General features: G+C 64.2%; 35 protein-coding genes and 1 tRNA gene. 5 read left to right on the top strand and 31 right to left on the bottom strand.

The window, feature by feature from the left end:
• Positions 1–9 precede the first annotated feature (9 nt).
• From psaB to KBY88_RS12810, 3 genes are all read left to right on the top strand, one after another.
• Positions 10–2,226: a photosystem I core protein PsaB gene (gene psaB / locus KBY88_RS12820; RefSeq protein ID WP_254940324.1), complete on the top strand. Its 2,217-nt coding sequence runs from the start codon at positions 10–12 to the stop codon at positions 2,224–2,226.
• A 256-nt stretch (positions 2,227–2,482) separates the two neighbouring features.
• Positions 2,483–3,589, top strand: coding sequence for an ABC transporter substrate-binding protein (locus KBY88_RS12815; protein WP_254940323.1), 1,107 nt, complete (start codon positions 2,483–2,485; stop codon positions 3,587–3,589).
• A 39-nt stretch (positions 3,590–3,628) separates the two neighbouring features.
• Positions 3,629–4,420 carry a bestrophin-like domain gene (locus KBY88_RS12810; protein WP_254940322.1) on the top strand — a complete coding sequence of 264 codons (792 nt, stop codon included), beginning with the start codon at positions 3,629–3,631 and terminating at the stop codon, positions 4,418–4,420.
• A gap of 318 nt (positions 4,421–4,738) precedes the next feature.
• On the opposite strand, the gene KBY88_RS12805 is transcribed toward KBY88_RS12810, so the two are convergent.
• The 4 genes from KBY88_RS12805 to KBY88_RS12790 all read right to left on the bottom strand — a co-directional run bounded on the left by KBY88_RS12805 (position 4,739) and on the right by KBY88_RS12790 (position 7,614).
• Positions 4,739–5,218: a photosystem I reaction center subunit XI gene (locus KBY88_RS12805; RefSeq protein ID WP_254940321.1), complete on the bottom strand. Its 480-nt coding sequence runs from the start codon at positions 5,216–5,218 to the stop codon at positions 4,739–4,741.
• Positions 5,219–5,264: 46 nt separating this feature from the next.
• Positions 5,265–5,381 (bottom strand): photosystem I reaction center subunit VIII, encoded by a 117-nt coding sequence (locus KBY88_RS12800; protein WP_254940320.1) that lies wholly within the window; start codon positions 5,379–5,381, stop codon positions 5,265–5,267.
• 477 nt (positions 5,382–5,858) lie between these two features.
• Positions 5,859–6,830 carry a glycosyltransferase family 2 protein gene (locus KBY88_RS12795; protein ID WP_254940319.1) on the bottom strand — a complete coding sequence of 324 codons (972 nt, stop codon included), beginning with the start codon at positions 6,828–6,830 and terminating at the stop codon, positions 5,859–5,861.
• A gap of 34 nt (positions 6,831–6,864) precedes the next feature.
• The gene (locus KBY88_RS12790) at positions 6,865–7,614 is read right to left on the bottom strand and encodes a C40 family peptidase (RefSeq protein WP_254940318.1); all 750 of its coding nucleotides are present in this window, start codon (positions 7,612–7,614) and stop codon (positions 6,865–6,867) included.
• 35 nt (positions 7,615–7,649) lie between these two features.
• Here KBY88_RS12790 and KBY88_RS12785 point away from each other — a divergent pair, with 35 nt between their 5' ends.
• A complete protein-coding gene (locus tag KBY88_RS12785) occupies positions 7,650–8,579 on the top strand; it encodes a serine hydrolase (protein ID WP_254940351.1) in 930 nt (309 codons plus the stop codon).
• Between the two features lie 48 nt (positions 8,580–8,627).
• Here KBY88_RS12785 and KBY88_RS12780 read toward each other — a convergent pair.
• A tRNA-Ser gene (locus KBY88_RS12780) sits at positions 8,628–8,716 on the bottom strand.
• A 52-nt stretch (positions 8,717–8,768) separates the two neighbouring features.
• Positions 8,769–11,264, bottom strand: coding sequence for an alanine racemase (gene alr / locus KBY88_RS12775; protein WP_254940317.1), 2,496 nt, complete (start codon positions 11,262–11,264; stop codon positions 8,769–8,771).
• A gap of 110 nt (positions 11,265–11,374) precedes the next feature.
• On the opposite strand from alr, the gene KBY88_RS12770 reads away from it, so the two are divergent.
• Positions 11,375–11,875 (top strand): HNH endonuclease, encoded by a 501-nt coding sequence (locus KBY88_RS12770; RefSeq protein WP_254940316.1) that lies wholly within the window; start codon positions 11,375–11,377, stop codon positions 11,873–11,875.
• Positions 11,876–11,895: 20 nt separating this feature from the next.
• On the opposite strand, the gene prfA is transcribed toward KBY88_RS12770, so the two are convergent.
• From prfA to rplV, 25 genes are all read right to left on the bottom strand, one after another.
• Complete coding sequence (gene prfA / locus KBY88_RS12765) at positions 11,896–12,993, bottom strand: peptide chain release factor 1 (RefSeq protein WP_254940315.1); 1,098 nt, start codon at positions 12,991–12,993, stop codon at positions 11,896–11,898.
• 83 nt (positions 12,994–13,076) lie between these two features.
• Positions 13,077–13,343, bottom strand: coding sequence for a 50S ribosomal protein L31 (rpmE, locus tag KBY88_RS12760; protein ID WP_254940314.1), 267 nt, complete (start codon positions 13,341–13,343; stop codon positions 13,077–13,079).
• A gap of 8 nt (positions 13,344–13,351) precedes the next feature.
• Positions 13,352–13,759 (bottom strand): 30S ribosomal protein S9, encoded by a 408-nt coding sequence (rpsI, locus tag KBY88_RS12755; RefSeq protein WP_254940313.1) that lies wholly within the window; start codon positions 13,757–13,759, stop codon positions 13,352–13,354.
• A complete protein-coding gene (gene rplM / locus KBY88_RS12750; RefSeq protein ID WP_254940312.1) occupies positions 13,756–14,208 on the bottom strand; it encodes a 50S ribosomal protein L13 in 453 nt (150 codons plus the stop codon). The genes rpsI and rplM overlap by 4 nt, the downstream gene beginning before the upstream one ends.
• 225 nt (positions 14,209–14,433) lie before the next feature.
• The gene (gene truA, locus KBY88_RS12745; RefSeq protein WP_254940350.1) at positions 14,434–15,267 is read right to left on the bottom strand and encodes a tRNA pseudouridine(38-40) synthase TruA; all 834 of its coding nucleotides are present in this window, start codon (positions 15,265–15,267) and stop codon (positions 14,434–14,436) included.
• Between the two features lie 80 nt (positions 15,268–15,347).
• The gene (gene rplQ, locus KBY88_RS12740; protein WP_254940311.1) at positions 15,348–15,698 is read right to left on the bottom strand and encodes a 50S ribosomal protein L17; all 351 of its coding nucleotides are present in this window, start codon (positions 15,696–15,698) and stop codon (positions 15,348–15,350) included.
• Between the two features lie 38 nt (positions 15,699–15,736).
• Positions 15,737–16,675, bottom strand: coding sequence for a DNA-directed RNA polymerase subunit alpha (locus KBY88_RS12735; RefSeq protein WP_254940310.1), 939 nt, complete (start codon positions 16,673–16,675; stop codon positions 15,737–15,739).
• A gap of 57 nt (positions 16,676–16,732) precedes the next feature.
• Positions 16,733–17,125: a 30S ribosomal protein S11 gene (gene rpsK, locus KBY88_RS12730; RefSeq protein WP_254940309.1), complete on the bottom strand. Its 393-nt coding sequence runs from the start codon at positions 17,123–17,125 to the stop codon at positions 16,733–16,735.
• A 63-nt stretch (positions 17,126–17,188) separates the two neighbouring features.
• Positions 17,189–17,554 (bottom strand): 30S ribosomal protein S13, encoded by a 366-nt coding sequence (gene rpsM / locus KBY88_RS12725; RefSeq protein WP_254940308.1) that lies wholly within the window; start codon positions 17,552–17,554, stop codon positions 17,189–17,191.
• Positions 17,555–17,662: 108 nt separating this feature from the next.
• Positions 17,663–17,776: a 50S ribosomal protein L36 gene (gene rpmJ / locus KBY88_RS12720; protein ID WP_006173336.1), complete on the bottom strand. Its 114-nt coding sequence runs from the start codon at positions 17,774–17,776 to the stop codon at positions 17,663–17,665.
• A 46-nt stretch (positions 17,777–17,822) separates the two neighbouring features.
• Positions 17,823–18,371, bottom strand: coding sequence for an adenylate kinase (locus tag KBY88_RS12715; protein ID WP_254940307.1), 549 nt, complete (start codon positions 18,369–18,371; stop codon positions 17,823–17,825).
• Entirely contained in the window at positions 18,368–19,687 is a 1,320-nt protein-coding gene (secY, locus tag KBY88_RS12710; RefSeq protein ID WP_254940306.1) for a preprotein translocase subunit SecY, read from the bottom strand. Before secY ends, KBY88_RS12715 begins: the two co-directional genes overlap by 4 nt.
• 143 nt (positions 19,688–19,830) lie before the next feature.
• Positions 19,831–20,286: a 50S ribosomal protein L15 gene (rplO, locus tag KBY88_RS12705; RefSeq protein ID WP_254940305.1), complete on the bottom strand. Its 456-nt coding sequence runs from the start codon at positions 20,284–20,286 to the stop codon at positions 19,831–19,833.
• A gap of 8 nt (positions 20,287–20,294) precedes the next feature.
• Entirely contained in the window at positions 20,295–20,957 is a 663-nt protein-coding gene (rpsE, locus tag KBY88_RS12700; RefSeq protein WP_254940304.1) for a 30S ribosomal protein S5, read from the bottom strand.
• A 14-nt stretch (positions 20,958–20,971) separates the two neighbouring features.
• Positions 20,972–21,337 carry a 50S ribosomal protein L18 gene (rplR, locus tag KBY88_RS12695; RefSeq protein ID WP_254940303.1) on the bottom strand — a complete coding sequence of 122 codons (366 nt, stop codon included), beginning with the start codon at positions 21,335–21,337 and terminating at the stop codon, positions 20,972–20,974.
• A 32-nt stretch (positions 21,338–21,369) separates the two neighbouring features.
• Positions 21,370–21,909, bottom strand: coding sequence for a 50S ribosomal protein L6 (gene rplF / locus KBY88_RS12690; RefSeq protein ID WP_254940302.1), 540 nt, complete (start codon positions 21,907–21,909; stop codon positions 21,370–21,372).
• A 16-nt stretch (positions 21,910–21,925) separates the two neighbouring features.
• Positions 21,926–22,327, bottom strand: a complete 402-nt coding sequence (rpsH, locus tag KBY88_RS12685) for a 30S ribosomal protein S8 (protein WP_254940301.1) — start codon at positions 22,325–22,327, stop codon at positions 21,926–21,928.
• Positions 22,328–22,346: 19 nt separating this feature from the next.
• Positions 22,347–22,886, bottom strand: coding sequence for a 50S ribosomal protein L5 (gene rplE / locus KBY88_RS12680; RefSeq protein WP_254940300.1), 540 nt, complete (start codon positions 22,884–22,886; stop codon positions 22,347–22,349).
• An 80-nt stretch (positions 22,887–22,966) separates the two neighbouring features.
• Positions 22,967–23,323 (bottom strand): 50S ribosomal protein L24, encoded by a 357-nt coding sequence (gene rplX, locus KBY88_RS12675; protein WP_254940299.1) that lies wholly within the window; start codon positions 23,321–23,323, stop codon positions 22,967–22,969.
• Between the two features lies 1 nt (position 23,324).
• Positions 23,325–23,690: a 50S ribosomal protein L14 gene (gene rplN, locus KBY88_RS12670; RefSeq protein ID WP_094514267.1), complete on the bottom strand. Its 366-nt coding sequence runs from the start codon at positions 23,688–23,690 to the stop codon at positions 23,325–23,327.
• A 12-nt stretch (positions 23,691–23,702) separates the two neighbouring features.
• On the bottom strand, positions 23,703–23,954 hold the full coding sequence (gene rpsQ, locus KBY88_RS12665) for a 30S ribosomal protein S17 (RefSeq protein WP_254940298.1): 252 nt from the start codon (positions 23,952–23,954) through the stop codon (positions 23,703–23,705).
• A 17-nt stretch (positions 23,955–23,971) separates the two neighbouring features.
• On the bottom strand, positions 23,972–24,184 hold the full coding sequence (gene rpmC, locus KBY88_RS12660; protein WP_254940297.1) for a 50S ribosomal protein L29: 213 nt from the start codon (positions 24,182–24,184) through the stop codon (positions 23,972–23,974).
• A gap of 3 nt (positions 24,185–24,187) precedes the next feature.
• Positions 24,188–24,649 carry a 50S ribosomal protein L16 gene (rplP, locus tag KBY88_RS12655; protein WP_254940296.1) on the bottom strand — a complete coding sequence of 154 codons (462 nt, stop codon included), beginning with the start codon at positions 24,647–24,649 and terminating at the stop codon, positions 24,188–24,190.
• 16 nt (positions 24,650–24,665) lie between these two features.
• Entirely contained in the window at positions 24,666–25,394 is a 729-nt protein-coding gene (rpsC, locus tag KBY88_RS12650; protein ID WP_254940295.1) for a 30S ribosomal protein S3, read from the bottom strand.
• Between the two features lie 19 nt (positions 25,395–25,413).
• On the bottom strand, positions 25,414–25,773 hold the full coding sequence (rplV, locus tag KBY88_RS12645; RefSeq protein WP_254940294.1) for a 50S ribosomal protein L22: 360 nt from the start codon (positions 25,771–25,773) through the stop codon (positions 25,414–25,416).
• Position 25,774: the final 1 nt, after the last annotated feature.

Below are 25,774 nucleotides of genomic sequence, written 5' to 3'. Positions count from 1 at the left end.
CCTTTCCCAATGGCAACGAAATTTCCTTCGTTCAGCCAGGGTCTGGCACAGGACCCCACAACCCGCCGTATTTGGTACGGGATTGCCACGGCTCACGATTTCGAGAGCCATGACGGGATCACGGAAGAAAAGCTTTACCAAAAGCTTTTCTCCACCCACTTCGGCCATCTCGCGATCATCGGTCTCTGGGTTTCTGGGAACCTGTTCCATATCGCCTGGCAGGGCAACTTCGAGCAGTGGGTCGCCGATCCTCTGCATGTCCGTCCCATCGCTCATGCGATCTGGGATCCTCACTTCGGCCAGGGGGCCATCACGGCCTTCTCCCAGGCCGGCGCTTCCTCTCCGGTGAACATCGCCTTCTCAGGTCTTTACCACTGGTGGTACACGATCGGAATGCGCACCAACGCTGAGCTCTATCAGGGATCCATCTTCCTGTTGATCCTCTCGGCCTGGGCCCTGTTCGCCGGCTGGCTCCATCTGCAGCCCAAGTTCCTGCCGTCCTTGGCCTGGTTCAAGAACGCTGAATCCCGGCTCAACCACCACCTGGCTGTGCTGTTCGGCTTCAGTTCCATCGCTTGGACCGGTCACTTGGTCCACGTGGCGATCCCCGAATCAAGGGGTGTGCACGTCGGTTGGGACAACTTCCTTTCGGTTGCTCCCCATCCGGCTGGGTTGGCGCCGTTCTTCACGGGTAATTGGGGGGTCTACGCCCAGAACCCGGATACGGCCTACCAAATGTTCGGTACTTCGGAAGGAGCCGGCACCGCGATCCTCACCTTCCTGGGTGGTTTCCACCCCCAGACAGAAGCACTGTGGCTCACGGACATTGCCCACCACCACCTGGCGATTGGTTGCATCTTCGTGATCGCCGGTCACATGTACCGGACCAACTTCGGGATCGGTCATTCGATTCGCGAAATCCTCGAGGCCCACAATCCACCCAAGGGAACTCCCTTCGGTGGCGCCCTGGGCGCTGGCCATAAGGGCCTCTACGACACAGTCAACAACTCCCTTCACTTCCAACTGGGTCTGGCCCTGGCCTCCCTTGGCGTGATCACCAGCCTGGTGGCGCAGCACATGTATGCGCTGCCGTCCTACGCGTTCATCGCGAAGGACTACACCACCCAGGCGGCGCTCTACACGCACCACCAGTACATCGCCATCTTCTTGATGGTCGGTGCCTTTGCCCACGGTGCGATCTTCTTCATTCGTGACTACGACCCCGAAGCCAACAAGAACAATGTTCTGGCTCGGATGCTTGAGCACAAAGAAGCGATCATCAGCCACCTGAGCTGGGTTTCCCTGTTCCTCGGTTTTCACACCCTGGGCCTCTACGTCCACAACGATGTGGTCGTGGCCTTCGGTACCCCCGAGAAGCAGATCCTGGTGGAGCCTGTGTTCGCCCAGTTCGTGCAGGCCGCCAGTGGCAAGGCTCTGTACGGGATGGATGTGCTGCTGGCCAGCTCCGGCAGCATCGCGAGCACTGATAGCGCCGTCTGGCTTCCGGGCTGGTTGGATGCGGTGAACTCCGGCAACACCGATGTGTTCCTGCAGATCGGCCCTGGAGACTTCCTGGTGCACCATGCCATCGCGCTTGGCCTGCACACCACCACCTTGATCCTGGTGAAGGGCGCCCTGGATGCCCGGGGTTCCAAGCTGATGCCCGATAAAAAGGACTTCGGCTACTCCTTCCCCTGCGACGGCCCTGGCCGTGGCGGTACCTGCGACATCTCGGCCTGGGATTCCTTCTATCTGTCGGTTTTCTGGGCGCTGAACACCGTGGGTTGGGTTACCTTCTACTGGCACTGGAAGCACCTGGCCATCTGGCAGGGCAACGTGGCTCAGTTCAACGAATCCAGCACCTATCTGATGGGCTGGTTCCGTGATTACCTCTGGCTGAACAGCTCTCAGCTGATCAACGGGTACAACCCGTTTGGCTCTAACAACCTGGCCGTCTGGTCCTGGATGTTCCTGTTCGGTCACCTGGTTTGGGCGACGGGCTTCATGTTCCTGATCTCCTGGCGCGGTTACTGGCAAGAGTTGATCGAAACCATCGTCTGGGCCCACCAGCGCACTCCGCTTGCCAACCTTGTTGGCTGGCGCGATAAGCCCGTGGCCCTCTCGATTGTCCAAGCCCGTGTGGTTGGTCTGGCTCACTTCTCAGTCGGCTATGTCTTAACCTATGCGGCCTTCCTGATCGCTTCCACATCAGGCAAGTTCGGATAAGCACCCTTCCTCGAGGGACGCACCTTACCTCCATTGCCCCGGCGTCAGCCGGGGCTTTTTCATGGGTCAATGGATGCGAGGATTCGTTTCTTCTGATCGTTGCTGGGATTAGCTTTGTGATTAATGCACAGCAGAATTCTCACGAATGTTCGGCATCCGTAGACGTGCAAGGTTGGTGGCTATTCGTTGGTGTTCCTTAGGGCCTGCGCGCCGCCGATGGCTGGTCCTCCTGGTGACAACGGGAGGTGCCCTCGCGGTGATCGCTCCCGCCATCTGGCTCCGTGCTTCGGAGGCCGGCATCAACCAGCAAACCATCCTGCTTGGACAGTCGGTCCCCTTGACGGGTCCCTCAGGACAACTGGGGCAAGCCTTTGTGGCGGGCTCCTTGGCTTACTTTGATCTGGTCAATTCCCAGGGCGGTGTGTATGGCCGAAAAATAGCTGTCCAAGTGCTTGATGATCAATATGACCCTGGCAAAACCCGCCTCAATGTGCACGATCTGATTCGATCGCAGAAGGTCTACGCTCTGTTCGGCCTGATTGGTGTTCCTGGAATAGAAGCTGCGTTGCCAGAGATGAGGCGCCAGGGCGTTCCCCTGGTGGCTCCCGTGAGTGGTGCCCAATTGATTCGGACCCCCACCAATCCGTTGATCTTCAACATTCGGGCCAGTTATAACCAAGAGGCCGAGCGGATTGTTTCCTACTTGGTCCGTTATGGCTTTCGCGATGTGGCGGTGCTCTATCAATACGATGGTTATGGCCGCGACGGGCTGCGTGCCGTTGAACTTGCCCTTGCTCGGCGCAGGATGAAGCTGGTGCAAAAGGCCTCTGTCCAACGCAACAGCTTGGAGACAGGAGTAGCGGCCCGGCTGATTCACGATGCCAAGCCCGATGCTGTGGTGATGGTCACCACCTATGGAACGGCGGCCAGTTTTGTGCGCAACATCAAGTCACTGGGGTCCGAAGCCCAGTTGATGAGCCTATCGTTCGTTGGAAGTATTCCCCTCGCCAAGGCCTTGGGCCCCTTGGGTCGCAACATTGGCATCACCCAGGTCGTACCGTTCCCCTGGGATGCCACAGTTCCTCTCGTGCACGAGTACCAGAGCATTCTGCGCCGCTCGGATCCACGTCTTCGCTTTAGCTTCTACAGCCTCGAAGGTTTTCTAGCTGCCAAGACTACCGTCGAAGCGTTACGTAGGGCAGGGCCTAATCCGACTCGGGTCTCTTTGCGGCGAGGTCTGGAGTCGATGAGCAATGTTGACTTCGGCGGATTCAAGCTGTCCTTCTCACCGACCAATCACAATGGAAGTGACTTTGTTCAGCTCACATTCATGATGGGTGGCGGCGCCAATTTTATTCACTGACTCTGTCCGTTCTGTCGCAACCTTTTTCCCATTTAGCTCATGTTGCTCTTCATCAATCAGCTGTTCCCCTTCTTGGTCGGAGTAATCCGCATCTACGGAATCGCCTTGGTGCTGGTGTTCTTGGCGCTTAAGCTTGTGTCCTTTTTGCGGCGCCGCAAGCTCCTGAGTGACCAGTTCGATCCAATCATGCTGGGACCTTTGGCTAGCATCTTTGGTCTGGTGACGGCCTTTCTGCTTTCCAATGCTTTCATTCATGTCCTGGAGCTGAATTCCACCGCCACCGCCGAAGCGGTCACGTTGAACAGGCTCGGAGCGATTGTTTCAGTTCTCCCAGAGGAGCAGCGGGTGGAGGCGCGCCGACTGGTCTACGACTATGCCGATTCGATCGCTGAAAGTGAATCCAAGACCATGCGCTCCGGTCAGCGCAGCCCCGAGACCTCGTTAGCGCTTGATGAGTTGCAGTTGTTCTTCTCGTCCAAAAATGCGAACTTGCCCAAGGGCATTGAGGAGTCTCCTGCAGCCACGCTTTACCAGCAAAAGTCTGCGGAGATTCTCTACAACATTATCGACGCTCGCGAGAAGCGTCTATCCCAGGCCAAGCCAAATTTTCAGTCGATCCTTTGGTTGGCTGTCATCGTGCTTTATTTTGCTATTGCGGTGCTTCTTTTCTCCACGGCTCGAGGTGGTTGGCGCCATAGGATCAATGGTGGCGCCTTGTTGCTTGCCTTGCCCTTGCCAGCGCTGTTTCTCGATCTGTTCTCCAATCCCTTCACCTCTGGGTTAATTCAAACTGAACAAGTCTTCAGGTCTCTTTTTGAGCGCAATATCTAAAGTCTTGCTTTAAGTAGGCAGGAGTGTGCTTCATCCATCCTTGTTCACCATGGTTGATGTCACTCAGGGGGTGCTCGCTTGGTTTTTGACGCTCTGCATGCGGCCCAAGGTTCTTGGCGTTCTTCGGTTGTTCAATGAACCTGCCCACCCTCCGCCTTGCGGCCTACCCGCCCTGGGCACGTCCTCCTGTCCGCCTGGATCACAGGGCGGCTGTGTGCACTTCTGGCGACCATAAAAAAGCCCCGGCGAGGCGGGGCGAGGTGTAAGAGGCGAACCTTGGTGGGATCAGGTGAATCTATGAGCGATTCAGCCCACGGTTTAGCCGCCGCTGGCGATCTTCACCAAGGGGGCGACGATGGCGGTGCCTGCCAGCAACCAGGCAAAGGCCGCACCACCACAACCCCCCAGCCAGAAGCCGCTGGCGAATTCAGCCCAGCCGGCCTTGGTGAACAGGTCAGCGGGAGGATTGGCGATCGTGGCATCGGGAGGTTGCACGTTGGGACCGTTGCCGGCGGTGCCATAGATCGACAGGCAGACGGTGAGAATCGTCACCAAGCCGATCGAGGCCAGCAGACCTGCCGTGCTGGCGTACTCGGTGGAGCGCAAGGGGCCTGTCAGGGCAAAGGGTCCGTAGAGGAAGAACCCATGGGCCATGCCCACCTCAAGGCCCCGTCGGTTGGGTGACAGGGAGGGACGGTAGGCCGGAAGGGCGTTGAGGAAGGCCTTGGTGAAGTAATTGCTGTTGACGGGGGTGGCCAGATTGCCGACACAGGGGTCGGCCACGGGGGTCACGGTCATGGCTGAGGGGGAAGGGTTAAGCGCGAAGGGAAGGGCGATCGGAACGTCAGTCGCTCGCTTCGATCACGTTGAACAGCAGGGCCATCGCCATCGCCGGACCCAGAATTCCCACAAAGGGAACCAACACCGACGGCAACCAGGCAACGACAAAATCTCCAGTCATCAGCTTGGGCCAACACAGCTACCGCCGGTACTGTAAGGAGCTCTTCCCAAGGGCCCCCAGCAAGGATCAAGTGGCGACATAAAAGTTCAACCCGCCCAGACCTGTCCCTTGGAGGTCGTTCGATCAGATGATGCAAGCCCTGATTGGCCTTTGCGCAGCGACGGTTCTGACGGCCCTCCGGCAGCTGGGGCGGCTCTGAACCGGGCGTTGGAACTGGTTGACGCACCCTTGGCGATCATTGCGGACCGGGGGGTCTCACCCCGGGAGTGCTTGGCTGCGCGGGGCGAATCAGGGGGCTGTGGCAAGGACGCCCTGCCGATCGGCTCGAAGCGATGGCAGCGTGCCAGCAGTGGCCTCACCCCTCGGGTCTGCCCTGGCTGCGTCGGGGATTGCGCGATGGGGATGCAGCTGTGGTGGCTCTGGCGGCGGCGGCGATTGCACCCTTCCGGGGCGTAGGTGTTCCCCGGTGACGGCGGCTCAGGTGCCCAGCCTTCCCCGCATCGTGGCCCTCACCCGGTAGATCGGCCGGCCCTGGCTTTCGTGATACGTGCGCATTTGCAGTTCGGCCAGCAGGCCGAAGCAGAAAAGCTGAACCCCTGTGACGATGGCCAGCACGGCCACCATCAGCAGGGGTCGGTTGCCGATGTTTTCCTGCAGCACGAGCTTGGCGTAGCTCAGATGCAGGGCGATCAGCAGACCGGCGCCGATTCCCGCCAGCCCCCCAAGGCCGAAGACGTGCATGGGTCGGGTCAGGAACCGTTTCATGAACGTCACGGTGAGCAGGTCCATCAACACCCGGAAGGTGCGATCCAGCCCGTACTTGCTGCGGCCGAAACGCCGGGCGTGGTGCTGAACCTTCACCTCGGTGATCCGTGCCCCCTCAATGAAGGCCAGGGCTGGCAGGAAGCGGTGCAGCTCCCCATAGAGGTTCATGTCGGCGACCACTTCGCGTCGGTAGGCCTTGAGCGAGCAGCCGTAGTCGTGGAGCTTCACGCCGGTGACCCGGGCGATCAGGCCGTTGGCGATCTTGGAGGGGAGCAGGCGGTTGAGGGCGCCGTCCTGACGCTCGTGGCGCCAGCCGCTGACCAGATCGAACCCCTTTTCCAGACGTTTGAGCAGCAAAGGGATGTCGGCCGGATCGTTCTGAAGGTCCCCGTCAAGGGTCACGATCAAGGCCCCGACACTGGCATCGAAACCGGCGGCCATGGCGGCGGTCTGACCGTAGTTGCGACGCAGTAGCACCGCTACCAGTTCGGGGGTCGTCTCCGCCAGCCGCGTGAGCACGCTGGCGGTGGCATCCACCGAGCCATCGTCGACCAGCACCAGCTCGAAGCTGCGTCCCTGGGGGCGCAGGCTGGCCAGCAACTGTTCAACCAACGGTGGCAGGCTCTCCGCCTCGTTGAAGAGGGGCACCACAATCGAGACCTCGGGGGCCTGGGACTCGCTCATGGGGGCCTGGGTTGGGGCCGTGGATCATTGCAACTTAGGCAAGGGTCGATCCGTCATGGCAGCGCACCACCCGGCCCGCGCCCCGCAGTTCGCGTCGGTAGTGGCTCGCTACGGGATCGGTGTCAGCAGGGCTGAGGCCGTCTACACCCAGGCCATCGCGCCCGTGAGCGCGGCCGGAACTGTGCAGGTAGCGGCCGTTGCCCAGGTGGAGGCCCACATGGGTGCAGCGCTGGCGTGTGCCAAAGAAGATCAGATCCCCAGGCCGCAGCAGGCTGAACACCGTTGGCCCCACAGCCACGGGTTGGCAGAATCGCTCCTGTTGGTAGGCATCACGGGGGATCCACACCCCTGAGCGCTCGAAGGCCGTTTGGATGAAGCCTGAGCAGTCGTAGTTGGGGCCCAGGCTCCCTCCCCAGAGGTAGTGATTGCTGATCCTCTGGGCCTGGTCGGCGAAATGCATCACGCCGGCGGTCGCCGCCTCAATCGCCTTTGCTTCCAGCAACCGCGCGCGCCAGGGTCCCCGGGCCGTGGCGCGGCCGAGCAGATCGGCTGGTTCCACCCAGCAGGGGTAGCCGTCCTCCAACAACCGTACGCGCAGCCGACTGCCCCGTGGCTCTGGGCTGGCCAGCACGCGCAGGCCCCGACCAGCTCGCGCCTGGGTGGCCAGGCCCTGGCCGGTGGGACGGCTGTAGCCGTTCAGGTCGCCCTGCAGCAGCCAGTGGCTGCCTCCTTGCAGCAACTCAGGGGCGGCTGGGGTGCCGGTGGGGAGGTCGGCTCGATCCAAGGTGCCTAATCTCGCCATTGCTGTTGGCTGTTTCGATGGCGTTCTACCGCCCCGACGAGGCGATGGTCTCGATCCTGGAGGCGCTGGTCGAGCGCCTTGAACTGGAGGGCCGTCCGGGGCTGGGAACTCAGCTCTCGATCACCTGGCTGCGCTATCGGAGCAGCCTGATCGATCAGGGGGCGGGTCTCGAGCCGTCGGCCTTCTGGGGCCTGCCGGTCTCTGGGGCCAGTTGGGGCGGTTCGCGCCAGCGGTATCCCGCCAGCGTGGTGAAGCTCGTTTATGCGGTGGCGGTAGAGGCTTGGCTGCAGCAGCAGTTGCTGGAGGACGGCCCAGAGCTGCGGCGGGCGATGGCAGACATGATCCGCGACTCCAGCAACGACGCCACAGGCCTGTTGGTGGATCTGCTCAGCGGTACCACCAGTGGCCCGGACTTGCCCGCCCCACGGCTGGCCGCCTGGCAGGCCCAGCGCCAGCTGGTGAATGCATGGCTCGCTGGGCTGGGCTGGGCGGAGTGGTCGGGTTGCAACGCCTGTCAGAAGACCTGGGGGGACGGGCCCTTTGGCCGTGAGCGCCAGTTCTATGGAGCGGCCGTGGACAATCGCAACCGCCTGAGCAGCGATGCCACGGCACGCCTCCTGCATGGGCTGCTGGCCGGGACGCTGGTGTCGCCACCCGCCTGCGCTCGCCTGCGCGATTTGCTTGATCGCTCCCTCGATCCGGCCGATCGCGAAGCCGATCCGGAGAATCAGGTGGATGGCTTTTTGGGGGAGGGTCTGCCGGAGGGAGCCAGGTTGTGGAGCAAGGCGGGCTGGATGAGCCAGGCCCGCCATGACGCCGCCTATGTCGAGGCTGAGGGCCAGGCACCATTCCTGCTGGTGGTGTTCAGCGAGGGGGCGGAGCGGGCCGCCGACGGCGCGTTGTTGCCGGCGATCGCCCGTACCCTCAGCGTCAGTCCAGTCGACTGAAAGGGCCTGCGACCACGGGCGTCAACCCGGCTGAACAGAACTTGGGAACGGAGAGGGAGGGATTCGAACCCTCGACAGAAGTTGCCTCCTGTAACTCCTTAGCAGGGAGCCGCTTTCAACCACTCAGCCACCTCTCCAGCAGCCTTGAAAGCTTATCAGTGCTGTCGCTCGGCCACCTCTGCCTGCGCCTTAGTCGCCGCGGAACACCCGTTGCACCCGGCGGCTGTCGACGTTGACCAGCAACTCGTAGGGGATCGTGCCGGCCCGTTCCGCCACGCTCTCGGGCCGCAGCTCCTGCCCCTCGCTGGCGCCGAAGATCAGCACCTCGTCGCCCACGGCCGCCTCCGGCACCCCCGAGAGGTCCACGGCCATTGAATCCATCGAGATGCGGCCGAGGATGCGTACGCGCTGGCCTTGCACCATCACCTCGCCGGCCCCGGCCAGGCGCCAGGGCACCCCGTCGTTGTAGCCGGCCTCGACGATGCCCACACGCAAGGCCTCCGCCTCCACCACGTAGGTGCCGCCGTAGCCCACCTTTTGGCCGCGCGGCCAGAGCGACACCTGGGCCAGACGGCTCACGAAGGCCACCGCCAACTGCAGGTCCAGCGTTCGCGCGACCGCGGCCGACGGATGGATGCCGTAGAGCCCGAGGCCCAGGCGCACCATGTCAAAGCGGGAGCGGGGGAAGCGCAGGGCCGCCGCCGTCGCGGCCGCATGGACGATCAGGGCCTCCTCGGGGTCCCCCTCTGCGCGGATCTGCGCCACCACCAGCTCGAAACGCTCCAATTGTTCCTGGCTGTGCCCATCGGCAGTGGGGTCGTCGGCGCAGGAAAAATGGGTCATCAGGCCACTCAGTTGGGTGACCCCCGAGCGGCGCAGCAGACGGGCGGCCTCCAGGGCCTCGGCGGGGGGTACCCCCAGGCGCCCCATGCCGGTGTCGATCTCCAGGTGTACCTCGCAGCTGGCACCATGGGCCCGCAGGCCCTCGACCAGGGTGCGGGCGAAAGCGAGGGAATAGACCACGGGCGTCAGCCGGTACCGGACCACCTTGTCCACTTCCTCGCCGTTCATCAGCATCACGAGGATCGGAAGGTGCACCCCGGCTCGGCGCACCACCGCCCCTTCATCGGCAGCTGAGACGCCAATCCAATCGACGCCGCTCTCCTGCAGGGAGCTGGCCACCCGCGCCAGTTCGGTGCCATAGGCCCAGGCCTTGAGCACAGCCAGGATGGCCACCTTTGGCCCGCAGAGGGCTCGCACGCGGGCGATGTTTTCAGCGATGGCGCCAAGGTCCACCTGGAATCGCCTAGGTGCCATCGACTCCCAGATCGTTCGCGCCGCCGCTGCGAGCCCTTCATTGCGGGGGCCCTTGATCAGCAGCGTGTCGCCGGGTTCGGCCAGCCGACGCACGGTTTCCCGCAGGTCGGAGAGGTTCACCTCCAGCACCGGCGCTTCGGGCTGGACCTCGCGCCAGGCCGCCGCCATCTGGGCCTGGGAGGGATGGGGCAGCAACACCAGGTGGGTGAAGCCGCGCTCCGCCGCCACCCGGCCGATGATCCGGTGCTCGCGCTGATCGAGTTCCCCCAGCTCGCCCATGCCGCCGAACACGAAGATGCGCTTGCCCCCGCCCCTGGGGCCGGCGGCCACGGTGTCAAGGGCCGCCTGGACCGAGAGCGGATCGGAGCTGGCGGCGTCGTTGATGATCGTGACCCCATCGGGTGTGCGCCAGGTCTCCATGCGGGTGGGGCCGAAGGAGTACTCGTGGAGGGTGGTGGCCACCGCCTCGGTGCTGACCCCGAGGCGGACGGCAGCGGTGATCGCGATCAGCAGGTCGTCGATCAAGGGAGCGGAACGACTGAGCACGGGGATGTGCACAGTGCTGTCCGTGAAGGCCAGGGTCAGCAGGGTGCCGTTGGGAATGGGGCGCTGTTCCAGCAACCGGGGCTGACTCCCCACCAGCAGCCGCTCGCAGGGCATCGGCATCGCTGCCACCAGGGGGTCGTCCGGGGTGATTACCCACCCCTCGGCAGGCAGCGTGGCGAACAGCCGCAGTTTTTCCCGGGCGGTGGCCTCCCGTGTGCCGAAGGCGGCGATGTGGGCGAGGCCCACGTTGACGAGCACCCCCAGATCGGGCTGCAGGATCGCCGCCAGGGCCGCCATCTCGCCGGGGGCGGAGACCCCTGCCTCGAACACGCCGATCTCCGTGCCCAGCGGTGCGCTCAGCACCGCCAAGGGCACCCCCACCTGACTGTTCCAGCTGCCCGGAGACGCGGCCACTTTGTAGCGCGTGGCCAGCAGCGCGGTGAGTGCCTCCTTCACCACGGTCTTGCCGTTGCTGCCGGTGATCGCCAGCACGCGCCCCATGGCACGGCGCCGGTGCCAGGCCGCCAGCGCCTGCAGGGCCGCCAGTGGGGCCTCCACCTCCAGCCGTGGCAGAGGACAGGCGCTGGGCCTCCAGCCGCGTTGGACCACCGCCAGAGCCGCCCCCGCGGCCAGGGCGGCCTCCACATAGGTGTGGCCGTCGTTCTGGGGGCCCACCAGGGCGAAAAACACATCGCCGCTGCGCACACGCCTGGAATCGATGGCGGCGGTCCGCAGGGGGGCTGATCTGGTCGCGGTTTGCCAGTCACCCCTCAGCTCACCGTCCAGCAGGATTGCCAGTTCGCTGGGGTCGGGCAACACCATCGGGACCGGGCCGCTCAGGGGGCGAAGGCGGGGAGAGGCGCCAACAGCGTCGCTCGACACCAGGCCCGGGGCAAAGTCCACCTAGCATGCCCCCCAACAGTGGAACTGGCATGCGCCACGTTCTTGTCCTGAACGCCTCCTATGAGCCGCTGAACATCACCACCTGGCGCCGCGCCATGGTGATGCTGCTCAAAGGAAAGGCTGAGGGCTTGGAGCACGATTTGGGACGGCCCATTCGCCCCGACCATCACCTCCCCACCGTGATCAGGTTGCGCCAATTCGTGCGCGTGCCCTACAAGCAGTTGCCGCTCACCCGCCGCAACGTCTTCCACCGCGACGGCCACAGCTGCCAATACTGCGGCTTCCAAGGGGAGCAACTCTCCATCGACCATGTGCTGCCGCGCAGCCGCGGCGGCGGGGATAGCTGGGAGAACGTGACCACGGCCTGCCTGCGCTGCAACGTGCGCAAGGGCAACCGCACCCCCCGGGAGGCGGGCATGCCCCTGGCCCGCGAACCCCGGCGGCCGATCAGCAGCCTTTACTTCGAGGCCACCCGCCAGATTCGCGCCGGCACCCACCAGGAATGGGCCAAATACGTGATTGGGGCCTGAGCGGAGGCAAGCCAGGCGGCTCATCCGGCAGAGCTGTGCGCGAGTTCCTCCAGTTGCCGGCGCTGTTCCGCGGCGATGCAACTGCCGATGAGGTCCCCCAGTTGCCCCTGCAGCACCGGTTCAAGCGCGAAGTTGCGTCCCAGGCGGTGGTCGGTGGTGCGGTTGTCTTTGTAGTTGTAGGTGCGGATCTTCTCGCTGCGATCACCACTGCCCACCTGGGCCCGGCGCGCTGAACTTTCCTTCTCGGCAGCCTCGGCCAGCTGGCGTTCCAGAAGCTTGGCTCGCAGGATCGCCATGGCGCGCTCGCGGTTCTGGAGCTGGGAGCGCTCCTGGGTGCAGAAAACCCGGATGCCGGTGGGTTTGTGCAGCAGATCCACGGCCGTTTCCACCTTGTTCACGTTCTGGCCGCCGGCGCCGCCCGAGCGTGCCGTGCTGATCTCGATGTCGGTCGGGTCGATCTGCACTTCCACCGCATCGACCTCGGGCATCACCGCCACTGTGGCTGTTGAGGTGTGCACCCGCCCTTGGGATTCGGTGGCCGGCACCCGCTGCACCCGGTGCACGCCGGCTTCGTACTTCAGCTGGCTGAAGACCCCTTCGCCGCGGATGGAGAGGATCAGCTCTTTATAGCCACCCAGATCGGCTTCCGAAGCGCTGACCGGATCCACCTGCCAGCCCAGCGACTGGGCATAGCGCTCGTACATGCGTGCCAGATCGCCGGCCCAGATCCCCGCCTCATCACCGCCGGTACCGGCCCGGATCTCGAGCATCACGCTGCGCTCATCCCGCGGGTCCCTGGGCAACAACGCCAGGGTGAGTCTCTGTTCCAGTGCAGCGATGCTGGCCGCCAGATCGCAGAGCTCTTCCTGGGCGAGTTGTTCCATTTCGATGTCGCCGCGGTGGCTGCGCAGCAGCTCGCGAGCTTCGCTTTGGTGCCGCCGCAGACCATTGAGCTGTTCGTAGTCATTCACCAATGGCTCAAGCCGCGAACGTTCGCGGGCAATGCGCTCGAGCTGGCCGGGGTTGGCGGCCACGTCGGGATCAGCCAGTTGCCGCTCAAGGCTGGCGAAGGTGCGGCAGGCCGTCTCCAGGCGCTCGCTGAGGAAGGTGGCGTCCATGGCGATCAGTGCGGCAGCTCCAGACGGCAAAAATCCGGATGCCTTTCAGCACCCGGCCTGTGCCATCGCTTGAACCGATCCTTTCAGGAGGTCGCCGTGGCTCCCTCGCTGGCTGGGCTGGTTTCGTTCACGTCGGAGGCCGCACCGGCCATGCCGTACTTGCGCATGAAACGGTCCACACGTCCCTCGGTGTCGAGGATTTTTTGGGTTCCCGTGTAAAAGGGGTGATTGCCGCTCCACACGTCGACGTGCAGTTCGGGGGAGGTGGAGCCGGTGGTCATGATCACCTCCCCATTACAGATCACCTTGGCCTGGGGGTACCAGGTGGGATGGATGTCGGGCTTGGCCATGGTGGGGATCAGCGCTTGGAGAACTGAGGAGCCTTGCGGGCTTTCTTGAGGCCGTACTTGCGCCGTTCCTTGGCGCGGGGGTCACGGCTGAGGTGCCCTTCGGTCTTCAGGGGCTTGCGGTTGTCGGGGGAGAGGTCGCAAAGGGCCCGAGCGGCACCCTGCTTGATCGCGTCGGCCTGGCCGGTGAGGCCACCGCCGCGCACATTGACCAGCAAGTCGTAGTCGTTGGCGAGCCCCAGGGTCTGCAGGGGTGCTTTGACCGCGCTCAGGTAGCTGGGGTTGTAGTTGAGGTAGTTGTCGCCAGGGCGTCCGTTGATCGTGACGGTGCCGGTGCCGGGCACCACCCGGACACGGGCGACAGCGGTCTTGCGACGGCCGGTGCCCCAGTAAACGACGCGATTGGAGGGAGTGCTCATGGGGCGGAGGTGGCGGGATCGAGCGCGAGGACCTTGGGTTGCTGGGCGGCATGGGGATGTTCAGCGCCCTTGTAGACCTTCAGTTTGCGGAAGAGCTGACGGCCGAGGGCGTTGTGGGGAAGCATGCCCTTGATCGCCTTCTCGACCACCCGCTCGGGCAGGCGGGCGTGGAGAGCTTCGAAGCTCTCGGTCTTCATGCCACCGGGTCGACCAGAGTGGCGGCGGTAGATCTTTTGGGTGGCTTTGTTGCCGCTTACCCGGATCTTGTCGGCGTTGATCACAACGACAAAGTCACCGGTGTCGAGATGGGGGGTGAAGTTGGGGTTGTTCTTCCCCCGCAGCACCTGGGCCACTTCGCTGGCCAGGCGGCCGAGGGTCTGATCCGCTGCGTCCACCAGAAACCACTGGCGCTCGAGGGAATCAATCTGGGGAACGAGAGTCTTGTTCATCGCACCGGCTGGCCGGATCGGTAGCGCGCCATCCCGATGGATGGGGCTGGACAGGGAGTGTGACGGCAGGGCACCGGAGTTCTAGTGCCGCAGACGCATTGTGTTGACCCTAACGCTTCGCCGGGGACGGCCTTGATTCAAGGCGCGTCTTAGGGGCGGGCTGGTGGGATCGGGGGCACTCAGGAGGGGGATGATTCCCCAGCTCTGATCCATTGTTCTGCCGGCTCAGGGGGCCGGCAGAGGGGGCAAAAGCTCCGGTGGATCAGGAATCTCGAGGAGATACCTCGGTTGGCAATCGTACCACGCAGCCTTTGGGAAAACAGGCTCTGGGTAGCCCACCCGCAGCAGGCAGAGGCCCTGGGGTGGGGCCGCTTCTTTGACCTCGCCTCGGGCCCGCTCGCGCCAGCGGCGCTCGAATTCAACGGGGGAGAGCCTGCCTTCACCCACCGCCACCAGTTGGCCCATCAGCAGGCGCACCATCCCGTAGAGGAAGCCGCTGGCCTGGATCTCGGTCACGATCAGATCGCCCTGGCGCTCCACGCTCACCTCCTGGACGGTGGTGCGGGCATGGGAGCGGCTGCTGCCGGCCCGCTGGAAGGCGGAGAAATCATGGTGGCCAAGGAGCCTGCCCAGGCTGGTCCGCATCAGTTGCTCATCCAGACGCAACTGGTAGCGGTGCCAGCAAAAGGGAGCCAGAAAAAGGTTCGGCTGCCGGGCGTTGTGGATCGTGTAGCGGTAGCGCCGACTGACGGCGCTGAAGCAGGCATGCCAGTCGGAGGGGACAGCCGCCGCCGCCTGCACGCGGAGGCTGGGGGGCAACCGGCCGTTGAGGGCTGCGGGCCAGCGTTGAGCTGGGATGGGTCCAGCGCAGTCGAAGTGCGCCACCTGGGCGGCGGCGTGGACGCCAGCATCGGTACGGCCGGCAGCAGACACACGCGCATGGCCATCGGGATCCAGACAGGCAATGGCCTCTTCAAGGACCTGCTGAACGCTGAGCCCGGTGGGCTGGCGTTGCCAACCCCGGTAGGGCGCTCCGTCGTACTGAAGGCAGAGGGCGATGCGGCGTTCTGCTCGAGTCGCTTGGCGCCCCGCCTGCGCGCCGCTCGGGGCGGCCCGTTGAGAGCTGTCGGCTGGGGTGCTCAGACCAGCTCGATGATGGCCATCTCGGCGTTGTCACCCCGGCGGGGCACCGTGCGGATGATCCGTGTGTAGCCGCCGTTGCGCTCGCCGTAACGCTCCTGGGCTTTGTCGAAAAGGGCGTGCACCAACTGCTTGTCGAAAATGTAGCCGATGGCGCGACGGCGGGCCGCGAGGCTGCCTTCTTTGGCCAGGGTGATCATGCGCTCGGTTTCATTGCGCAAGGCCTTGGCGCGGGCCTTGGTGGTGGTCACCCGGCCTTCGCGGATCAGTTGGGTGGTGAGACCACGGAGCAAAGCCTTGCGTTGGTCGGCGGGGCGTCCCAGCAGGGGGACTCGGCACTGGTGTCGCATGGTTCTGAGGCTGGGGAAGGGAAACGTTGGGCCGCCGATCAGGCGCTGGTGCGGCTCTGGGGCAGGGAGATCCCGATGCGCTCAAGCGCTTCGATCACTTCATCGGCCGATTTTGAACCGAAGTTCTTGATCTCAAGGAGATCCTCGTAACTGAAGCCCATGAGATCGGAAACCGAATTGACCTGGGCTCGCTTGAGGCAGTTGTAGGCACGAACCGAGAGGTTCAGCTCCTCGAGGGGGATCTGGGCTTCGGCTGAAGGCTCCGGCTCCAGGCCCGGCTCATCCACCAAGGTGAGGCTGGCGAGGGGTTGGAACAGGGCGATCAACTCATTGGCCGCCTGGGCCATGGCATCGTCGGGGGTGACGGAGCCGTCCGTTTGGATCTCCAGGCGGAGACGTTCACGGGAGGAGCCACCTTCCCCGACTGCGGTCTCATCGACGGTGTAGTTGACCCGACGCACGGGCATGAAGACCGCATCGATCTGCAGCAGGTCGATGGCACTGACGTCTTCGTGGTGACGATCCACCGGGCGGTAGCCGATGCCGCGCTCCACGTGGACTTCCAGTTCGAGGCTGTGGCCTTCGGCCACGGTGGCAATCACTCGCTGGCCGTCGATGACGTGCACTTGCGGTGAGAACTGCAGCTCGGAGGCCGTGACGGTGGCGGGGCCGTTGGCCACCAGACGACCGATCTCCAGGTCACGGCTGCGGCTGTTGACGGTGACTTCTTTGCAATTGAGCAAGATGTCGAGCACGTCTTCGCGTACACCGGGCACCGTGGCGTATTCGTGGTTGACGCCAGCGATGCGCACAGCTGTGATGGCGCTGCCCTCAAGGCCCCCCATCAGCACCCGGCGCAGGGCATTGCCCAGGGTGATGGCCTGACCCCGGTCAAGGGGGCCGATCACGAACACGCCGGTCTGGGAACGGTCGTCGGAGATCTGGTGTTCGGTCCGATCGATCTGGTACTGCAGCACGGTGCGAAGCTCGAAAAGGTGAGGGAAGCGGGCCTCGACGGGCCGGATTTCAAAGGATCAAACGCGCCGGCGTTTGGCCCGCCGGCAACCGTTGTGGGGCAGCGGCGTGACGTCGCGGATCAAGGTGATCTCGAGGCCGGCCACCTGAAGCGCGCGGATGGCGGTTTCACGGCCGGAGCCCGGACCGCGCACCAAGACTTCGATCTGGCGCATGCCCTGCTCCAGGGCGCGGCGACCGGCGGCTTCGGCGGCCGTCTGGGCGGCGAAGGGGGTGCCTTTGCGGGCACCCTTGAAGCCACTGGCACCGGCCGATGACCAAGAGATCACCTCGCCCGCCGTGTCGGTGATCGACACGATGGTGTTATTGAAGGTGCTCTGGATGTGCGCGACACCGTTGGGCACGTTGCGCTTGGTCTTCTTCGCGCCGGATTTCTTGGCTGGCTTCGCCATGGAGGGGGGCTGGTAGGGGAGAGGTGGGAAGTGGAACGCCCCGATGGGGGTTCACAAGGGGGCTTACTTCTTCTTGCCGGCCACGGTCTTGCGAGCCCCGCGGCGGGTGCGGGCGTTGGTGCGGGTGCGCTGTCCACGCACCGGGAGGCCCATGCGGTGACGACGGCCGCGCACGCAGCCGATGTCTTGAAGGCGCTTGAGGGCCATACCCTCCTGGCGGCGCAGGTCACCCTCGAGGGTGAAGCCCTCAGCCGCCGTACGGAGCTTTTGAACATCGGCGTCGTCAAGGTCCTTGACGCGGATGTCGGGGTTGACCCCGGTCTTGGCGAGGAGCTTCTGGGCCCGGGTCAGCCCGACGCCATAGATGTAGGTGAGTGCAATCTCGACCCTCTTGTCACGAGGGATGTCGACGCCGGCAATCCGAGCCACGAAAAAACGATCGGTTGAGCAGGGGGGTGGCCTGGAATCAGGCCTTGAAGGGCACCCGAGGGTGCTGAGACCGCCGCCCGAGGGTGGGGGGAGGCGGGAGAGGTCAGGTCAGCCCTGACGCTGCTTGTGCTTGGGGTTGGTGCAGATCACCATCACCCGGCCGTGGCGGCGAATCACCCGGCACTTGTCGCACATTTTCTTGACTGAGGCACGCACCTTCATGGTGGTGGACTCTCCGAGTTTGCAAACAGCGACCCTACCACACGGGTCAATCCAGTGCCGTGCTGATGCGCGAGGCGATGGCCTCCACCGTGCCAGAGGCCTCCACGTTCACCAGAAGACCTTGTTGGCGGTAATGCTCGATCAGGGGCGCCGTCTGCTCGGCGTAGACCGACAGGCGGTGACGGATCACCGTTTCGTTGTCGTCGGCGCGGCCGCGCCCCAGCAGGCGTTCCACCAGCGGGCTGTCGTCGAGCTCGAGCAGGACCACCTGTTCGAGCGGTTGGCCAAGTTCGGCCAGCAACGTTTCCAGTGCCTCGGCCTGGGCCAGGTTGCGCGGGAAGCCATCCAACAGCCAGCCGCCGGCGTGGCTGCTCAGGCGGCTGCGCACAATCGCCAGCACCAGGTCATCGCTGACCAGCTCACCGCGCCCCATCACCGCCTCGGCCTCCAGCCCTAGGTCCGTGCCGGCCTTGACTTCAGCCCGCAGCAGGTCGCCGGTGGAGAGGTGCAACAGCCCGCTGGAGTCGCACAGGAGCTGAGCCTGGGTGCCCTTGCCGGCTCCGGGAGGGCCGAGAAAAAGAATGCGTTGACTCATTGGCGCACCATGCCTTCGTAGCGCTGGGAAATGACGTAGGTCTGAACCTGCTTGGCCGTGTCGATCGCCACCCCGACCAAGATAAGCAGCGACGTGGCGCCGAGCCCCTGGAAGGTTCGGACCTGGGTGGCCCCCTCCACCGCCGAGGGAATGATGGCCACCGCCCCCAGGAACAGCGCCCCAAGGAGGGTCAGCCGGTTCTGCACGCCGGAGAGGTAGAGGGCTGTGGCTGATCCTGGACGGACCCCGGGCACGGCCACACCGCTGCGCTTGAGGTTGGTCGCAATGTCGACGGGATTGACGGTGAGCGTGGCGTAGAAAAAGGAGAATCCGCAGATCAAGGAAAAGAACACCAGGGCATAGAGCCAGGGGGTGCTGCTGTTGGGGTTCAGGTAGCTGGCGGCTTGGATCAGCCAGGGAGAACGCGTGACGTTGGCGATCGTCAGGGGGAGGAAGATCACGGCCGAAGCGAAAATGATCGGCATCACACCACCGGCGTTCAGCTTCAGGGGCAGGTAGCTCTGACGGGCCGCCAGGGTGCTGCTCTGGCCCACCTGGCGCTTGGCGCTCACGATGGGGATGCGGCGGTTGCCCTCCTGCACGAAGATGATCCCCACGATCGTGACCAGGAAGACGAGCACAAGCATCACAATCCCCCCCACGGTGCTCCGGTCGCCGCTCTGGGCCAATTCGACGGTGGACCCCAGGGCCTTGGGAAGGGTGGCGACGATGTTCACGAAGATCACCAGGGAGGCTCCCTGGCCGATGCCCCGCTCGGTGATCACTTCGCTCACCCACATCACCACCATCGAACCGGTGACCAAGGCAAGGGTGGTCTGAATCACGAACACCGGCTCACTCAGCCCGGGAAGGGCATATTGCTTGAGGATCAGAGCGAACACCGTGCTCTGCAGGATGCCCCAACCGAGAGCGACGTAGCGCGTGATCTGGGCAAGTTTGCGCCGACCTGCCTCTCCTTCGTTTTTTTGCAGCTCCTCAAGGCTGGGGATGGCGGCCGTGAGCAGCTGGATGATGATCGAGGCGTTGATGAACGGCAGGATTCCCAGGGCAAAGACCCCCAGGGTGGAGAGGCCGCCCCCGGTGAAGATGTCGAGAAAGCCGATCAACTGCCCCCCCTTGGAGATGAACTCCTGGAAGGCCAGCCGGTCGATGCCGGGCATGGGCACATAAATGCCCAAGCGGACCATCAACAGCAACCCGAGGGTGATCAACACCCGATCGCGCAGGCCCTTGGCCTGAACCAGTTGGGTGAGGATTTCCCCGGCACTGGGGTTTCTTCCCCGGCTGATGAGCATGGCTTGATGGCGGCGAAGGGGTTGGGGCTGGAAAGGGAAAAGCCGTCCGCCCACAGCATCCGGATGAGCGGATGGCGAGGACGGACGGCCTGGACCCTAGGGGCGCGAAGCGGCAGGGGGCACCGCAGTGCGCAAAGGGGCGATCAGTCGACGATCTCCCAGCTGCCGCCGGCTGCTTCGATCTTCTCGCGGGCGCTGGCGGTGAAGGCGGCGGCCTGGACGGTGAGCTTCACGTTGAGCTCGCCAGTGCCGAGGATCTTGAGGGGATGCTTGGGGTTGGTGAGCAAGCCCTCTTTCACCAGCAGATCGCGGGTCACCGTGGTGCCCGACTTGAGCTCAGCGAGCTTGGCGACGTTGAGCACGGTGAACTCCTTGGTGTTCACGAGCTCAAAGTGCTTGAGCTTGGGGATGCGCCGGTAGAGGGGCATCTGGCCACCCTCGAAACCCGGGCGAGTGGGACGGCCGGAGCGGGATTTCTGACCGCGCATCCCGAAACCACAGCTGGCACCCTGGCCTGCGGCAATGCCGCGACCCTTGCGCAGTTTGCGGCGCCGGGATCCGGCCTGGGGCTTGAGGGTATCGAGGCGGAGGGAGGTCATGGTGGTGCTCAGGAGTAGATCTGCTCGAGGGAGATGCCACGCTCCTTGGCGGTCTCCTTGTGGGTACGAAGCGCCTCAAGGGCGTCGATGGCGGCGCGGGCGTTGTTGAGGGGGGTTTTGCTGCCCAGACGCTTGGCCAGGATGTTCTTGATCCCGGCCAGTTCCAAAACTGTGCGGATCGAGCCGCCGGCGATCACCCCGGTGCCGGGGGCTGCGGGGCGAATCAGCACACTGGCGGCACCGTCACCACCGCGGCTGAGGGTGGGGATCGAGCTGTGACGGGTGAGAGGCACCTTGACCAGATGCTTCTTGCCGTCGGCGACGCCCTTGCGCACGGCACCGATGACGTCGCCGGCTTTACCGACGCCGACACCCACCTGACCGCGTTCGTTGCCGACAACGACGATGGCCCGGAAGCTCATCTTTTTGCCGCCTTTCACGGTCTTGGAGACACGACGGATCTGCACCACGCGCTCCTGCCATTCGGAGTCACGCTCTTGACCGCGACGGTTGTCGCGGCCGCGGCCAGCGCCCTTACGGTCACCGCCTCTGCCCTCGTTGCGGCCACCGCCGCCACCGCGCCGCTGTTCCTGCTGGCCTTCGGCCGCCGCAGGAACGTCGGCCGCCGCCGGGATGTCGTTGGACTGAATCTGGTTGTTGGTTTCGGTCATGGTGAGAGCAGGGATCAGAACTGAAGGCCCGCTTCCCGGGCAGCGTCAGCCAGGGCCTTCACCCGGCCGTGGTACAGGTTGCCACCGCGATCGAAGACCACCTGCTGGATTCCCTGGGCCAGGGCACGCTGGGCGACCAGCTCACCCACTGCCACGGAGGCATCGGTGGTGTTGCTGGTGGCGAGGGCGGTGCGCAGGTCTTTGTCAAGGGTGGAGGCGGCCACCAGGGTGCTCTGGGTGTCGTCGTCGATGACCTGGGCGTAGATGTGGTTGTTCGAGCGGAACACGGCCAAGCGCGGACGCAGGGCGGTGCCGGATAAATGGCGACGGAGACGGCGGTGCCGTTTCTGGGTCTGCTGTTTGCGGGAGTTGGAGGACATGGCGGTACGGGGTGGGGGCGGTCAGATCGACCTCATTTCTTACCGGTCTTGCCGGCTTTGCGGAGGATCCGCTCGCCCTCGTACTTGATGCCCTTGCCCTTGTAGGGCTCGGGAGGACGAATGGCGCGCACTTTGGCGGCTTCGTTGCCCACCAGCTCCTTGTCAGCGCCGGAGATGAACACGGAGGTGTTGTTCTCCACAGTGAAGGTAATCCCTTCAGGGGGGACCATCTCCACAGGGTGGCTGTAGCCCGCGAGCACCACCAGATTGCGGCCCTTGATCTGAGCCCGGTAGCCCACGCCAATGATCTCAAGCTTGCGCGTGAAGCCCTGGCTCACCCCCTCCACCATGTTGGCGACAAGGGTACGGCTGAGGCCGTGGCGTTCTCGGGAGCGGCGGCTGCTGTTAACGGGTGTCACCAGGAGGGTTGAGTCCTCCTGGCTGATCAGCACCCCATCGGGGAGGGTGCGGGACAACTCACCCTTGGGCCCTTTGACGGTCACCGCCAGGCCATTGAGGCTGACGGTCACCTTGGCGGGGACGGTGATCGGTGCTTTACCAATACGTGACATGGATCAATCTCCCAGATCAATAGACGTAGCAGAGCACTTCGCCGCCGACACCCTGCTTGCGGGCGTCGCGGTCGCTCATCACACCTTTTGAGGTGGAGATGATCGCCACTCCGAGGCCCCCCAGCACTTTGGGGAGCTGACGGGTGTTTTTGTAGATGCGCAGGCCGGGCTTGCTGACCCGCTGCACGCGGCGGATGGTGGGCTGACGGTGCTTGCCGCTGTACTTCAGCTGGAGGACGAGGAGGCTCTGCACCCCTTCTCCCTCTTCGCTGATCTCGGCGATGAAGCCTTCCTGCTGCAGCACCCTGACGATGCTGCGAGCCATGCGCGAAGCAGGAACCTTGGTGTTCTCGTGCTTTTTCTCACTCGCATTGCGGATGCGGGTGAGCAGGTCTGAAATCGGGTCGTGGTTGGCCATGGTCGGGTCCGAAGAGGGCTCAGTTGCTGCGGAACGGCATTCCCATCTCACGGAGGAGGGCCCGGCCCTCTTCGTCGTTACGGGCGCTGGTCACGATGGTGATGTCCATGCCCCGGATGGCGTCGATCTTGTCGTAGGAGATTTCGGGGAAGATGATCTGCTCCCGAACCCCCAGGGTGTAGTTTCCCCGGCCGTCGAAACTTTTTGGGCTGACGCCACGGAAGTCGCGGATGCGCGGCAGTGCCAGGTGAATCAGGCGCTCCAGGAAGGCGTACATCCGCTCGCCCCGGAGGGTGACGGCCACACCGATCGGCATGCCCTGGCGGATCTTGAAGGCGGCGATCGCTTTCTTCGCCCGGGTCACCACCACTTTCTGGCCGGTGATGGTGGCCAGTTCGGTGATGGAGGCTTCGAGGGCCTTGGCGTTCTGGGCGGCTTCACCGAGGCCCCGGTTCAGGGTGACTTTCACCACCTTGGGGACTTCGTGAATGTTGGAGAGGTTGAGATCCTTGAGCAGCTTGGGCTGGATCGTCTCCCGGTAGCGCTGTTTCAGTGACATGACGGAAGGGAGGGGTGCGCTTCTGGGCGTTGTCAGAAGGCGGACAGGGACGCGGGACGGGGTGAGAAGGAGGTTGGCGTTCAGTCCAGGAGTTCGCCGGTCTTCTTGAGGCGGCGTTTCTTGGTGCCGTCTTTGTCGACGACGAGCTCCACTCGGCTTGAAACCTTTTTCTCGGTGGAATAGAGCTGCACGTTTGAGGCATGCACGGAGGCTTCCTCGGTGACGATGCGGCCGGTTTCGCCTTCTTGGGTGGGCTTCACGTGACGGGTGCGCAAGTTGATGCCTTGCACGATTACGCGGTTTTCGTTGGGCAGGGTGCGCAGAACCTCGCCGGTCTTGCCCTTGTCCTTGCCCGCGATCACCTGAACGGTGTCGCCCTTGCGGATGCGCAGCTTGATGCGCTGGGTGGGCTTGGCTTTAGCGGTGGCGGTCGCCATCTCAGATCACCTCCGGAGCGAGGGACACGATCTTGGTGAAGTTCCGCTCCCGCAGTTCGCGGGCGACGGGACCGAAGACACGCGTGCCCTTGGGGTTGTTGTCGTTGCCGAGGATCACCGCGGCGTTGTCGTCGAAGCGGATCGAGTTGCCCGTGTCCCGGCGGAGGGTGGCCCGGGTGCGCACCACCACGGCTTTGACCACATCCGATTTCTTGACGCCCATGTTGGGCATGGCGTCTTTGACGGCAGCAACGATCACATCGCCCACGTGGGCGTAGCGACGGTTGGTACCGAGCACCCGGATGCACTGGATGCGCTTGGCGCCACTGTTGTCAGCGACGTTGAGGAAGGTTTCCTGCTGAATCATGGTGAGAACTCCTCAGCTGGCGCCGTTGGGGGTGAGAACTTCGGCCACGGTCCAACGCTTGGTGCGGCTGAGCGGGCGGGTTTCGGTGATCCGAACCCGATCGCCGACGCTGCAGGCGTTGGCTTCATCGTGGGCTTTGTAGCGGGTGGTGCGGCTGACGGTCTTTTGGTAGATGGGATGGGGGAAGCGGTTCTCCACCGCCACCACCACCGTTTTGTCCATCTTGTCGCTGACGACGGTGCCGACCCTTTCCTTGAGTGCCATGGCGAGTGCGTGGTGGATCAGGAGGAGACGGTGGAGCGCTGACGCTCCGACTGCACCGTCTGCAGCTGCGCCAGCTTGATGCGGGCCAGCTTGAAACGGTGGGGTTGCTCCAGCCGGCGGGTGGCCTGCTGGAAGCGCAGGTCGAACAGTTCGCGGCGGAGGCCATTGAGCTGTTCGTTGAGTTCGCCGTCGCTGAGTTTGCGCAGCTCGGCAATGTCGGGGCGTGCCATGGGTCAGGCCTCCACGGGTTGAGCGGTGTCCGGGGTGGTTTCCGCTTCCTGGTCAGCCAGGGTCAGAAACTTGGTTTTGATCGGCAGTTTGTACTGCGCCAGGCGCATGGCTTCCCGCGCGATGGTTTCGGTGATCTCAGGACCACCCATCTCGAAGAGAATCCGACCCGGTTTGATCACGGCCACCCAGAACTCCGGATTGCCCTTACCGGAGCCCATGCGGGTTTCGGCGGGGCGCATGGTCACGGGTTTGTCCGGGAAGATCCGGATCCAGATTTGCCCGCCCCGTTTGACGTGACGGGACATGGCCCGACGGCTGGCCTCGATCTGGCGGGAGGTGATCCACCCGCACTCCTGGGCTTGAAGCGCAAACTGACCGAAGGCAACGGTGTTGCCCCGGGTGGCGACGCCGCTCATGCGGCCCCGCTGTTGTTTGCGGAATTTGACGCGTTTTGGACTCAGCATGGTTCAGGTCTCCTGATCACTCCTCGTTGGAGCGGTCTTCGAACTGTTGGGGCCGCCGGTTGGCCCTGCGCTTGGGGCCGGCACCCACGGGCAGTTGTTCCTGCTGCCCGGGGAGGACTTCACCTTTGAAGACCCAGACCTTGATGCCCAACACCCCGTAGGTGGTGGTGGCCACCTTGGTGGCGTAGTCGATGTCGGCGCGCAGGGTGTGCAGGGGCACACGGCCTTCACGCGTCCATTCGGTACGGGCGATTTCGGCGCCATTGAGACGACCGCTGACCTGAATCTTCAGACCCAGGACCCCAGCCCGCTGGGCGCGCTGGACGGTCATGCGGAGCACGCGGCGGAAGGCCACGCGCTTCTCGAGCTGCTGGGCGATGTACTCGGCCAGCAGGTAGGCGTCGGCGTCGACCCGCTCGACCTCCACCACGTTGATGCGCACCTGACGCTGGGCATCACCGATGGTTTTCTGGATGCCGGTGCGCAGGTCTTCGATGCCGCTGCCCTGGCGGCCCACCAGGACGCCGGGGCGTGCCGTCTTGAGTTCAACCTCAAGTTGGTCGGCCTTACGGGCGATCAGCACATCGCTGATGCCGGCACTGGCGTACTTCTTGTGGATGAAGGTGCGAATCCGATCATCCTCTTGGAGGAGGAGTGGATAGGTCTTGCTGGGGGCGTACCAACGGGAGCGGTGGTCCTGGGTGATCCCCAGGCGCAGTCCGGTTGGATGGATCTTGTGTCCCATCGGTCGGTGTCCTCGGGGGTCAGGCGGTGGTGGCGGCCACAGCAATGCTGATGTGGCAGGTCTGTTTTTTGATGGCGTAGGCACGGCCCTGGGCGCGCGGCCGGAACCGCTTCAGGGAGGGGCCCATGTCCGCCGTGGCCTGGCTGATGACCAGGGTGGCTGGGTCGAGACCCAGGTTGTGCTCAGCATTCGCCACGGCGGAGCGCAACACCTTGGTGATGGGTCCGGTGGAGCGGTAGGGCATGAACTCGAGGAGGATCAGCGCTTCCCGGTAGGACCGGCCGCGGATCTGATCGAGCACACGGCGCACCTTGGACGCGGATCCGCGGATGAAGCGGCCGTGGGCAAGGGCTTGGGTGGTGGGGGTGGATTGGGCCATA

This window comes from Cyanobium sp. Morenito 9A2 (assembly GCF_024345575.1).
GTDB lineage: Bacteria > Cyanobacteriota > Cyanobacteriia > PCC-6307 > Cyanobiaceae > ATX-6F1.
This window is presented reverse-complemented; position numbering and strand designations above follow the sequence as displayed.